The organism is Bacillus licheniformis DSM 13 = ATCC 14580 (assembly GCF_000011645.1).
Taxonomy (GTDB): domain Bacteria; phylum Bacillota; class Bacilli; order Bacillales; family Bacillaceae; genus Bacillus; species Bacillus licheniformis.
On sequence record NC_006270.3, the window covers coordinates 3,105,705 to 3,117,500 of the forward strand.

7 protein-coding genes and 18 tRNA genes are annotated in these 11,796 nt (G+C 47.6%); 2 read left to right on the top strand and 23 right to left on the bottom strand.

Going from position 1 to position 11,796, the window contains the following annotated elements:
* The first annotated feature begins 179 nt into the window (after positions 1–179).
* Both TRNA_RS37440 and TRNA_RS37445 read left to right on the top strand, forming a co-directional pair.
* Positions 180–1,112 (top strand): 1,4-dihydroxy-2-naphthoate polyprenyltransferase, encoded by a 933-nt coding sequence (locus tag TRNA_RS37440; protein WP_003184647.1) that lies wholly within the window; start codon positions 180–182, stop codon positions 1,110–1,112.
* 108 nt (positions 1,113–1,220) lie between these two features.
* Complete coding sequence (locus tag TRNA_RS37445; protein ID WP_009329433.1) at positions 1,221–1,976, top strand: TraR/DksA C4-type zinc finger protein; 756 nt, start codon at positions 1,221–1,223, stop codon at positions 1,974–1,976.
* A 33-nt stretch (positions 1,977–2,009) separates the two neighbouring features.
* On the opposite strand, the gene TRNA_RS37450 is transcribed toward TRNA_RS37445, so the two are convergent.
* From TRNA_RS37450 to TRNA_RS37560, 23 genes are all read right to left on the bottom strand, one after another.
* Complete coding sequence (locus TRNA_RS37450) at positions 2,010–4,409, bottom strand: glycogen/starch/alpha-glucan phosphorylase (RefSeq protein WP_003184651.1); 2,400 nt, start codon at positions 4,407–4,409, stop codon at positions 2,010–2,012.
* A complete protein-coding gene (gene glgA, locus TRNA_RS37455) occupies positions 4,396–5,850 on the bottom strand; it encodes a glycogen synthase GlgA (RefSeq protein ID WP_009329435.1) in 1,455 nt (484 codons plus the stop codon). Before glgA ends, TRNA_RS37450 begins: the two co-directional genes overlap by 14 nt.
* Entirely contained in the window at positions 5,847–6,875 is a 1,029-nt protein-coding gene (locus tag TRNA_RS37460; RefSeq protein ID WP_009329436.1) for a sugar phosphate nucleotidyltransferase, read from the bottom strand. Before TRNA_RS37460 ends, glgA begins: the two co-directional genes overlap by 4 nt.
* Positions 6,876–6,901: 26 nt before the next feature.
* Positions 6,902–8,041, bottom strand: a complete 1,140-nt coding sequence (locus TRNA_RS37465; protein WP_003184656.1) for a glucose-1-phosphate adenylyltransferase — start codon at positions 8,039–8,041, stop codon at positions 6,902–6,904.
* On the bottom strand, positions 8,038–9,921 hold the full coding sequence (glgB, locus tag TRNA_RS37470; RefSeq protein WP_009329438.1) for a 1,4-alpha-glucan branching enzyme: 1,884 nt from the start codon (positions 9,919–9,921) through the stop codon (positions 8,038–8,040). The genes TRNA_RS37465 and glgB overlap by 4 nt, the downstream gene beginning before the upstream one ends.
* 186 nt (positions 9,922–10,107) lie before the next feature.
* Positions 10,108–10,179: transfer RNA gene (locus tag TRNA_RS37475), tRNA-Glu, on the bottom strand.
* Between the two features lie 12 nt (positions 10,180–10,191).
* A tRNA-Ser gene (locus TRNA_RS37480) sits at positions 10,192–10,282 on the bottom strand.
* Between the two features lies 1 nt (position 10,283).
* A tRNA-Asn gene (locus tag TRNA_RS37485) sits at positions 10,284–10,358 on the bottom strand.
* Positions 10,359–10,364: 6 nt separating this feature from the next.
* A tRNA-Ile gene (locus TRNA_RS37490) sits at positions 10,365–10,441 on the bottom strand.
* Between the two features lie 12 nt (positions 10,442–10,453).
* Positions 10,454–10,527 (bottom strand) — tRNA-Gly (locus tag TRNA_RS37495).
* 8 nt (positions 10,528–10,535) lie between these two features.
* A tRNA-His gene (locus TRNA_RS37500) sits at positions 10,536–10,611 on the bottom strand.
* A 22-nt stretch (positions 10,612–10,633) separates the two neighbouring features.
* Positions 10,634–10,709: transfer RNA gene (locus TRNA_RS37505), tRNA-Phe, on the bottom strand.
* Positions 10,710–10,719: 10 nt separating this feature from the next.
* Positions 10,720–10,796, bottom strand: a tRNA-Asp gene (locus TRNA_RS37510).
* A 45-nt stretch (positions 10,797–10,841) separates the two neighbouring features.
* Positions 10,842–10,918, bottom strand: a tRNA-Met gene (locus TRNA_RS37515).
* A gap of 24 nt (positions 10,919–10,942) precedes the next feature.
* Positions 10,943–11,035 (bottom strand) — tRNA-Ser (locus TRNA_RS37520).
* A gap of 7 nt (positions 11,036–11,042) precedes the next feature.
* Positions 11,043–11,119: transfer RNA gene (locus TRNA_RS37525), tRNA-Ile, on the bottom strand.
* A gap of 5 nt (positions 11,120–11,124) precedes the next feature.
* A tRNA-Met gene (locus tag TRNA_RS37530) sits at positions 11,125–11,198 on the bottom strand.
* A gap of 25 nt (positions 11,199–11,223) precedes the next feature.
* Positions 11,224–11,296, bottom strand: a tRNA-Ala gene (locus tag TRNA_RS37535).
* A gap of 6 nt (positions 11,297–11,302) precedes the next feature.
* A tRNA-Pro gene (locus TRNA_RS37540) sits at positions 11,303–11,379 on the bottom strand.
* A gap of 8 nt (positions 11,380–11,387) precedes the next feature.
* A tRNA-Arg gene (locus TRNA_RS37545) sits at positions 11,388–11,464 on the bottom strand.
* 10 nt (positions 11,465–11,474) lie between these two features.
* Positions 11,475–11,546: transfer RNA gene (locus tag TRNA_RS37550), tRNA-Gly, on the bottom strand.
* A gap of 15 nt (positions 11,547–11,561) precedes the next feature.
* Positions 11,562–11,646, bottom strand: a tRNA-Leu gene (locus tag TRNA_RS37555).
* Between the two features lie 6 nt (positions 11,647–11,652).
* Positions 11,653–11,728, bottom strand: a tRNA-Lys gene (locus TRNA_RS37560).
* Positions 11,729–11,796 lie beyond the last annotated feature (68 nt).

Genomic DNA, 11,796 nt, shown 5'->3' on the forward strand with positions numbered 1-11,796 from the left:
GCCACCACCTATTATAAACGTAATCGGCCGATTGAAAAAGACAAGGTCATTTATTATTTTCGAATTGCAGGACGGCCGCTTTTTTTCTAACAATATCACCCATTATATTGACACCTTTTTTAACTTTTTCTAAACTTAGTATGGACGTGTACGTATTAAAACTAAAGGAGTCATACTTTATGCAGCATCAATCACTTTCAGGGAGTGTTTCTGAAATAAAGCCGGAAAAATGGCGCGTATGGTGGATGTTAACAAGACCCCATACACTGACAGCCGCCTTTGTCCCTGTAACGCTCGGGACCGTGATGTCCCTTGAATCGGGGAAAATTGACATCTGGCTGTTTTTAGCTATGCTGGCCGCATCAATATTGATTCAAATCGGAACGAACTTATTCAATGAGTATTTTGATTTTGTAAGAGGACTTGATAATGAAAACTCGGTCGGCATCGGAGGCGCTATCGTCCGCTATGGAATGAAACCGAAGACGGTTTTATACCTGGCATACGGACTGTTTGGAGCAGCCGTTTTACTCGGCGTGTACATCTGCGCTTCTTCAAGCTGGTGGCTTGCGCTGATCGGATTGGTTTGCATGGCCGTCGGCTATCTTTATACGGGCGGGCCGTTTCCGATCTCCTATACGCCGTTTGGTGAAATTATGTCAGGCGTTTTTATGGGAATGGTCATCATCCTGATTTCATACTATATTCAAACCGGCGGGCTGACTTGGAACGTCTTTCTGATCTCCCTTCCGATTACGATTTTAGTCGGAGGCATCAATCTTTCCAACAATATCCGCGATTTGGTCGGAGATAAAGAAAACGGAAGGAAGACGCTTCCGATTTTGGCCGGAAGAAAAAACGCCGTGCAGATTTTAAGCTGGGTTTTTGCTGTTTCCTATATATTGATCGGTATATACATCGGCTTTGAGATCGTTTCTCTGTGGAGCTGCCTCGTTCTTTTAAGCCTGCCTAAACCGATTAAAGCCATCCAGGAGTTCAAGGCAAAAGAAAAGCCGGCAGAACTGATGGTCGCCATGAAATCGACTGCGCAGACGAACACCTTTTTCGGCCTTCTGCTCGCCATCGCCCTGCTTATTCAGTACGTTTTTTAAAAAAAGAGCCTATACGGCTCTTTTTTTTGCTTTTATTTACAATGAAAGTTCTGTTTGAATTCGTTCATACTAAAAACGCGAGCACTTTAAAGAAACGAGGCGATGCATGTGCTAACAAAAGAACAGTTGACAAAACTCGAAAATGAACTGAAAGCCGGAAAAGAACAGATCATCAGCCGCTTTAAAGAAAACGGACATTTTGGCATCGATGCGACGCACCCGTTCAACTCGACGGGCGATCTTTCGGCTTATGACAATCATCCAGGAGATGAAGGTACAGAACTGTACGAACGCGAAAAAGACCTTGCCCTTTTTGAACATGAAAGAGAGCATTTACACGATATCGAACATGCTTTAGCCATGATCGAAAAAGGAACATACGGCCGCTGTGAAGTATGCGGAAAGGACATCCCGTATGAAAGGCTGTCCGTACTTCCAACCGCAACGACGTGCAGTGAACATTCGTCAACCGTCTCCGTTTCAAAAGATCGGCCGATTGAGGAAGAAGTGCTGAACCCGCCGTTTGGACATTTTGAACAAGACGAGGACGATGAAAATGTCGCATACGATTCAGAGGACGCTTACCAGGATGTCGAACGCTACGGCAATTCGGAAACGCCTCAAGATCTGGCCGTTCCGCCTCTGTCATACAGCCAGATGTACATGGAGTATGAAGAGCCGCTCGGATATGTGGAAGATTACGAAAACTATGCCGCAACAGACATTACCGGAAAAGATGTTACCGTCTATCCGACGAAAGAACACGAAAAATATGAAGACCTGCTTGATGAAGAAGGCATCATGACCTCTTTCGGCGATCTCCCGGCTTATGAAAAGGATCCTTATACTGAAGACGACGACTAAGCCCCTGACCAGCGGGGCTTAGTGTTTTTAAATTCAATGCTGGTACGGCTTAATTTCCCAAATGTCGTCCGCATACTCCCGGATGGTGCGGTCGCTTGAAAAATATCCGGCATGCGCGATGTTTGTGACGGCTTTTTCAGCCCAAAGACGCTTATTCAAGTAGTCTTTTTGAATCCGCTCCTGCGCTACAATATAAGAAGCAAAATCTTTTAAAACAAAGTATTCATCATTATAAGCGATCAGCGAGTCATAAATCGGCTCAAATTCGCCGGCTTCTCCTTCGAAAAAACCATTGATCAGCTGATCGGCCGTTTGTCTGATCCTTGCATCATGCTGATAGTATTCCCTTGACAGATAGCCGCCTTTTTCCGCGTAGTCCAGCACTTCATCCGCCTTTAAACCGAACGTGTAGATACACTCTGTCCCCACCCTCTCAAGCATTTCAATATTGGCGCCGTCATGCGTGCCGATCGTCAAAGCCCCATTAATCATGAACTTCATGTTCCCTGTTCCGGAGGCTTCTTTGCTGGCCGCAGATATTTGCTCGCTGACATCTGACGCCGGAAAAATACGCTCGGCGGTTGATACCCGGTAATTTTCCAGAAAGATCACATTGATCGAATGTCTGACATCCGGATCATGATTGATTTTATCTGCGACTGAATGGATCAGCTTGATGACCTTTTTGGCATAATGATAAGTCGGCGATGCCTTCGCTCCGAAAATAAAGGTTTGCGGATAAATGGCAAAGCCTTTGTCTTCCTTCAGCCTGTTGTACAAATACATGATATGGAGCACATTTAAAAGCTGGCGCTTATAAGCGTGGAGACGCTTGACTTGAACATCGAAGATGCTGTCAGGGTTGACGGCGAAGCCGACGCTGCCTTTCATCATGTCTGCCAAAAGCTGCTTTCGTTCCCTTTTAATGCGCTGAAACGACTCGAGAAACGCGGAATCGTTCGCAAATGGACGAAGATCCAGAAGGCTTTCCGGATCTTTCAGCCACCTGTCTCCTATCGCTTCAGTTATCAAGTTCGCAAGCGGCGGATTTGCCTTTAACAGCCACCTTCTATGTGAGATGCCGTTCGTTTTATTATTGAATTTAAAAGGGAAAACGGAATAAAAGTCGTTCATTTCCCGCTCTTTTAATATGGTCGAATGAATGTTGGCGACACCGTTAACACTGTAGCTGCCGACAATCGCCAAGTGGGCCATTTTCACTTCGCCGTGGGCGATGACGGCAAGCTTTTCGATCCTTTCCCATTCACCCGGGTATTTTTCCCACAGCCAGCCGCAAAACCGCTCATTGATCTCCTCAATGATCATATAAATTCTCGGCAGAAGCGGTTTAATTAAATCGATCCTCCATTTTTCCAGCGCTTCGGCAAGCGTCGTATGATTCGTATATGAGATCGTATGTACGGTAACATGCCACGCTTCATCCCACGTCATTTTTTCTTCGTCAAGCAAAATTCTCATCAATTCCGGCACCGCCAAAGCGGGATGGGTGTCATTGATATGGATCGCGACTTTTTGGTGAAAATCATGCAGTGACGGGTGAGTGTTCTTATAGCGTTTCACAATGCTTTGCAGGCTTGCCGATACTAAAAAATACTGCTGCTTCAAACGGAGAATCTTGCCTTCGTCATGCGTGTCATCCGGATACAGGCATTCAGATACAGCTTCTGTCTCGCGCTTATACTTCAAAATATTCGGTTCATGATGGAGCGAGCAAGGCTCCGCATTCCACAGCCGAAGGGTGTTGACCGTCTTGGTCTCATAGCCGATGATTGGGATGTCGTGAGGCACGGCTGTCATCACTTCCGCATCTTCCTGCCAAAAGCGGAGGCGCCCTCCTTCCTGCGCCATCTTGACCCGCCCGCCGAAACGAACACAAACAGCCTGATCGGCGTTGCGGATCTCCCATACGTAACCATGTTTGAGCCATTGTTCAGGCAATTCGACTTGATGACCGTCGACGATTTTTTGTTCGAAAAACCCATGCTTGTAGCGAATCCCCATTCCATGCCCGGGAAGGTCGAGCGAAGCCAGTGAATCCAAAAAGCACGCCGCGAGCCTGCCCAATCCCCCGTTGCCAAGGCCTGCATCCATTTCGGCCTCTTCGATGTCTTCAAGACAAATGCCAAGCTCGGTAAGACCTTCTTTGACAATCTCACGAACCCCGAGATTGAGGAGGTTTTGGCCGAGCAGTCTGCCCAGGAGAAACTCAATCGATAAGTAATAGGTCTGTTTATTTTGGTTGGAGCGGCTCCTTTCATTGGTCTCGATCCAGTTTGCGCTGATATGTTCCCTGACCATGATGCCGAGCGTCTGATACTGGTCAAGCGTTGAAGAGTCCCGAAAGCTTTTTCCGCACAACCGTTCAACACGTTTCAAAAAGCATTGTTTAAAGCTTTCTTTACTTGAGAACATGCGCTTCCCCCTTTATCTCCCGGCTGTATAACCGCTGATACTGACGGGCTGACAAAGCCCAGCTGACATCATGTGTCATCGCTTTTTGAACGATCCTGCCCCACTCTTCTTTCCTGTGATAAAATGACAGTGCTCTTTTGATCGTATGCTTCATATCATGGGCGTTAAAATGGGCGAACGTAAAACCGTTGCCTTCACCGGTTGTTTCCCGGTAAGCGGTCACCGTATCATGAAGCCCGCCTGTTTCCCTGACAACCGGCACCGCGCCGTACCTGAGGGCAATCAGCTGTCCAAGACCGCACGGCTCGAATTTTGAAGGCATCAGGAAAAGATCGCTCGCGGCATAAATCTTGCGGCTGAGCGGTTCATGAAAACCGATATACGCCTTGCACCTGTCCGGAAAAGCATGCTCCATATAGCGGAAGTAATTTTCAAATTCCGCTTCTCCGGTTCCTAAAACGATCAGCTGCATGTCTTCTTCTTCAAACAGTTCATGCAATACCCGCTTGATCAAATCGAAGCCTTTTTGCTTCGTCAGCCTTGCCACCATGCTGATGAGCGGAATGTCTTCATTCACCGGCAGACCGAATGTCTTCTGGATCACGGCTTTATTTTTCCGTTTTCCGTCCCGGTTGACGGCATCGTAATGATAATCGATGTGCGGATCGTTTAAAGGGTCGTACAGCACATCGTCAATCCCGTTTAAAATGCCTGTCAGTGCATCCTTCTTGTCTGACAGCACCCCTTCAAGCCGCTCGCCGTAGTATGGAGTCAAGATTTCATCGCGGTACGTCGGACTGACCGTTGTCACCTGATCAGCGGCGATAATGCCGCCTTTCATATAATTAATGTTCCCATAAAACTCGAGCTTTTCGGTCGTGAAATGGGAAATATCAAGTCCGAGCAGGTCATGAACCGCTTCCTTCGGGAAAATGCCCTGAAATTGAAGGTTATGAATTGTAAATACGCTTTTCATGTGCTGATAGAACGGCTTTTTTCGATATTCTTCTTTTAATAAATAATTGACCATCCCTGTGTGCCAATCGTGGGTATGGATGACATCAGCTTCAAAATTCAGCGCGTATAGTGCTTCCAAAACAGCCCGCGAGAAAAAAGCAAACCGCTCTCCATCATCATAATGGCCGTAAAGGGAATCCCGATTAAAATAATACCCATGATCAAGAAAATAATAGGAAACTCCGTCATGTTCAAGGTGTTCAATGCCGCAAAACTGCCTGCGCCACCCGACGCGAACCTCGCATTCAGCCGTTTTAACCATCCGTCTTCTGACGTCTTCCGCAATCAAACTGTATTTCGGCATCATGACGACCGTTTCTATGCCTAAAAGGGCGAGCTCTTTCGGGAGCGCCCCGGCGACATCGGCGAGCCCGCCTGATTTAACAAACGGCACACATTCAGAAACAGCAAATAAGACTTTCAAGAGTTCATCAGCGCTCCTTGTATGGCTCCTTTTTTTAATATGAAAGGGAGGCTCATGGTGCCGGACATTTCGATATGATGGCCGATTTTGACGTCCTTGTCGCAGATGACGTGCTCAAGCCGGCAGTTTTCTCCGATCCTTGTTTTTTGCATGACAACGCTGTTTTTGATGGTTGTTCCTTTTCCTACGTGAACCCCTCTGAACAAGACCGAATTCTCAACCTCACCTTCGATTACGCACCCATTAGCGATAATCGATTGCTTTACCCTGCTGTTTTTAGCGTATTTTACAGGAGGATCGTTTTTTATTTTTGTGTAGACAGGCTGGCCCATATGAAAGACTTGCTCCCAAAACACAGGCTGAATAAGGTTCAAACTATGAAAAAGGTAGCTTTCGGGGGAATCGATCACGGCGGTATATCCCGAGTGCTCATAGCTGTTGACGGATAGAGAGCCGCGCTCTTTCCGGCAGACTTCTTCAAAAGATTGGGCTCCTTCAGGGCAATGCCCTTCAACCATCTCCCACAACAGACTCTTCTTAGTGACATACATTCCTAAAGGCTTTCCTTCGTGACAAATTTCAGTCAGATCACACCCGGATTCAAGGTGTTGTTTGAGCACTTCTTGAAAAGGAATGTGACCGACCGTATAGCTATTTGCCACAACAGCATATTGTTGAGTGCTTCTTTGAAAATAATCGAGATGCTCCGCAAATTGCCGAAACGATCCAAGCCCAACATGCTCATCATGGGGAAGTGAAGATGGAAGAAAGAAAAGGCCCTCCCTTTTCCTGTTTAAATCCCACTCTTTTCCCGATCCTAAATGGTCCATCAAGGAGCGGTACGGGGACTTGGAGAATACAGCGACACTCCGAATGCCTGCATGAACCATGCCTGACAACGCAAAATCGATCAGCCGGTACCTTCCTGCAAACGGAACGGCTCCGATCGAGCGGCCGGCCGTTAAGTCCTGAAGAGAGTGCTGGTTTACAGCTGCATCAATAATTCCCAACATTTGATTATTCATTGACACCATCCGCCTCTCCGCGTTGTTTAAACAACCTTATGTTTTTTGACATACTCCTCTGTGATCAGCAGGACTTCGCCATCTTCCGGCTTCGCGCAAAAACCGTCCGGAATTCGAATTCCTGCCGATACAATGGCATTTTCGATCTCAACATACTCTCCAATTGAAACGTCATGCATCACGACTGAACGTTTGATGGCGGAATGTCTGCCGATGGCAACGCGCTGAAATATAACCGAACGGGTGACCGACCCATACACGGTGCATCCTTCGCTGACGAGCGATTCTTTGATTTCCGCCAGATCGGCAACAAACTGCGGCGGGAGATTCGGGGAGACTGAATAAATCCGCCAGTTCCGTTCGAACAGGTCAAGCGGAGGATGATCTCCAAGCAGATCCATATTGGCTTCCCATAAACTTCTGACCGTACCGACATCCTTCCAGTATCCTTTAAACGGATAAGCGTTCAGCCTCTTATTTTCTTCGAGAAGAGCCGGAATGACATCTTTTCCGAAATCGTGGCTTGACGCGGAATTTTTTTCATCGCGTTCCAACGCATCTTCAAGCACGCTCCATTTAAAAACGTAGACACCCATTGATGCCAAATTGCTCTTTGGATATTTCGGCTTTTCCTCGAAGCTTGTAATCTCCATCTTGTCATTCGTATGAAGGATGCCGAAACGGCCGGCTTCTGCCCAGCTGACTTCAATGACTGCGATGGTGGCGTCAGCTTGTTTCTCCGCGTGGTATTCGAGCATTTTTCCGTAGTCCATTTTGTAGATATGATCTCCTGATAGGATGAGTACATGTTCAGGCTGAAGCTCCTTTAAAAAATGGCGGTTTTCATAAATCGCGCTAGCCGTCCCTTTGTACCACTTCACTTCCGACGCTTCAGCATAAGGGGATAAAATGGAGACCCCTCCGTCATTGCGGTCAAGATCCCATGGCTCGCCGATTCCGATATATGAGTTTAATAAAAGAGGCTGGTATTGAGTCAGCACACCGACATGATGAATTCCCGAGTTGGCGCAGTTGCTGAGGGCAAAATCGATGATTCTGTACTTGCCGCCAAATGGAACGGCGGGTTTTGCGAGGTTTTTGGTTAAGGCATTCAGCCTGCTTCCCTTGCCGCCTGCCAAAAGCATAGCCACACATTGTTCTTTCATCCCTTTTTCGCTCCTCTCTTTTTGACTGCTCTGAAAACCGCAGCTCCCAGCGGAGGGACTGTCATGCTGATGCTGTATGGTTTGCCGTGCAGAACGCCTTTTCTTGCCTGAAGGCGTTTTGGGTTGATTTGGTGTGAACCTCCGTATTTTGCATCATCGCTGTTAAGCACTTCGATATATTCGGTTTGAAAAGGGACGCCGACCCGATATTCGTGATAGACGGAAGGCGTGAAATTGCAGACGATAATCAGCGCTTCACCGGGCTGTTTTCCATAGCGGATAAACGATACAATCGACTGTTCCGCATTGTTAACGTCAATCCACTCGAATCCTTGCTGCCGATGATCATTTTCATACAGGATACGGCTTTTTTTGTAGAGGTGTAGAGCCTCCTTTGTAAACATTCGGGCTTTGCGGTGCATGTCAAAATCGTCCAAAAACCAATCGAGCTCTTCTTCGTCTTTCCATTCATCAAATTGAGCAAACTCACCGCCCATAAAAAGAAGCTTTTTTCCCGGGTGCATCATAAAATAACTGATCAGCAGGCGGTACTGGGCGAATTTCTGCCAATAATCGCCGGGCATCTTATGAAGCAGAGACTTTTTGCGGTACACCACTTCATCGTGGGAGAACGGCAGGATGTAATTTTCTGAGTAGGCATACATTAAGGAGAATGAAACAAGATGATGCAGGTGTTTTCTTTGTTCTGGGGAAGCTTCCATATAGGTTAATACATCGTTCATCCAACCCATATTCCACTTATAATTAAACCCGAGACCGCCTTCATAGGTCGGATGCGTCACAAGCGGCCAGTCTGTGGAGTCCTCTGCAATCATCAAAAAGTGGGGATCTTTTGCAAAAACCTGTTCATTTAACGTTTGAATAAATTCGATCGCAAAGCCGTTCGCTTCAGGCTGAGGACGGTTTGGCCAATACAGGAGGTTCGCAACCGCATCGACTCGAAATCCATCTATATGATACATCTCGATCCAATACAACGCATTCGAGATTAAAAAACTGTGAACTTCTCGTTTTCCGAGGTCAAAATTGGCGGTCCCCCATTCCCAATTTTCCCTGTCATGCTCGTGTTTATATTCATACAGAGGCATACCGTCAAACAAATACAAGCCGTGGTCATCTTTGCAAAAATGGCCGGAAACCCAATCCATAATGACGCCGATCTCATGCTGATGGCACTGGTCGATGAAATACATCAAGTCATGCGGTTCGCCATATCTGCTCGTCGGACTGTAGTACCCTGTTGTCTGGTAGCCCCATGAACGGTCAAACGGGTGCTCTGTCAGCGGCATCAGCTCGATATGTGTGAATCCGTGTTCTTTGACGTAAGGAATGACCGTTTCGCTCAGTTCCCGGTATGTGAAAAAACGTCCATCCGCTTTCTTTTTCCACGAACCGATATGAAGCTCGTAGATGGAAATCGGTTTTTCATACACGGCTTTTTGCTGCTTTTTCTTTTGCCACTTCCGGTCGCCCCATTGGTATCCGGCCAATTGATAAGTGACCGATGCCGTTTTCGGCCTCACTTCAGAAAAAAAAGCATAAGGATCAGCCTTCAATTTCGTTTCATTTGCGGCTGTAATCATTTCATATTTATACAGCTCCCCTTCTCCAATACCGGGGATAAACAGTTCCCATATGCCTTCCTGATGACGCTTTTCCATTCGGTGCAGGACACCGGACCAGCCGTTAAACGTTCCGGCGATTCGAACCTCCTTCGCATGCGGGGCCCAAACACAGAAACGGAAGCCTTGGCGGCCGTCCTGTTCCGTCTGATGAGCGCCGAAGAACCTGTAGCTTTCATAAAGCCGACCTTCATGAAAGAGATGCGCTTTAATATCCGAGGCACTCACACCAGCCATTGATTTCATCCTTTCTGCCACTATATTTAAAGAATACTCTTTTATTCGGATAATATGGCTTGATCCCTTTAATGAAAGCGCTTCTTTTTATTGACAAAGTTCAACAATTTTCCTTTTAAACATTGACTGATGTCATATTTGAATATAAAAAAACTCCGCATCGAAATGATGCAGAGTTTAACATGATGACCCGTACGGGATTCGAACCCGTGTTACCGCCGTGAAAGGGCGGTGTCTTAACCACTTGACCAACGGGCCTTATTGAAAAAATGGCGGAGAAGGAGGGATTTGAACCCTCGCGCCGCTTACGCGACCTACACCCTTAGCAGGGGCGCCTCTTCAGCCACTTGAGTACTTCTCCATGGCTCCGCAGGCAGGATTCGAACCTGCGACCGATCGGTTAACAGCCGATAGCTCTACCACTGAGCTACTGCGGAATATCATGGTGGGCCTGAATGGACTCGAACCATCGACCTCACGCTTATCAGGCGTGCGCTCTAACCAGCTGAGCTACAGGCCCATGATATGCAAATGGAGCGGGTGATGGGAATCGAACCCACGACATCAGCTTGGAAGGCTGAGGTTTTACCACTAAACTACACCCGCATTTCGCATGGGGCGGTTGATGGGAATCGAACCCACGAATGCCAGAGCCACAATCTGGTGCGTTAACCACTTCGCCACAACCGCCGCAATATATAGAATTGTAAAATGGTGGCTCGGGACGGAATCGAACCGCCGACACACGGATTTTCAGTCCGTTGCTCTACCAACTGAGCTACCGAGCCTTTGTTAAAATGGCGGTCCGGACGGGACTCGAACCCGCGACCTCCTGCGTGACAGGCAGGCATTCTAACCAACTGAACTACCGGACCATTTTGGCTGCACCTTTCGGGCAATCCTCATTTAATGAGTGAATTTGGTTGCGGGGGCAGGATTTGAACCTGCGACCTTCGGGTTATGAGCCCGACGAGCTACCGAACTGCTCCACCCCGCGATGATCAAAATAATAAATAATATATGGCGGAGGAAGAGGGATTCGAACCCCCGCGGGCTTTGACACCCCTGTCGGTTTTCAAGACCGATCCCTTCAGCCAGACTTGGGTATTCCTCCGTAACAATGGTGGACCTTGTAGGACTCGAACCTACGACCGGACGGTTATGAGCCGTCTGCTCTAACCAACTGAGCTAAAGGTCCTTTAATAGCGGCGGAGGGAATCGAACCCCCGACCTCACGGGTATGAACCGTACGCTCTAGCCAGCTGAGCTACACCGCCATGGTGAATATTAAAGATAACAAAGTGGAGCCTAGCGGGATCGAACCGCTGACCTCCTGCGTGCAAAGCAGGCGCTCTCCCAGCTGAGCTAAGGCCCCGAATAGTGGTCGGGAAGACAGGATTCGAACCTGCGACCCCATGGTCCCAAACCATGTGCTCTACCAAGCTGAGCTACTTCCCGTTATATAATGGCGCGCCCGAGAGGAGTCGAACCCCTAACCTTTTGATCCGTAGTCAAACGCTCTATCCAATTGAGCTACGGGCGCTGGATGATTAAGCGGAAGACGGGATTCGAACCCGCGACCCCCACCTTGGCAAGGTGGTGTTCTACCACTGAACTACTTCCGCAAAATAGATTGGCAATGCGGATGAAGGGACTTGAACCCCCACGTCTTTAAAAGACACTAGAGCCTGATTCTAGCGCGTCTGCCAATTCCGCCACATCCGCATGAAATGGTGAGCCATGAAGGACTCGAACCTTCGACCCTCTGATTAAAAGTCAGATGCTCTACCAACTGAGCTAATGGCTCCAATACTGCAATGAAATCTGAAGACTTTTTCGAAAGCTATCTGTCTTTTTTCAGCAACTTTTATATTG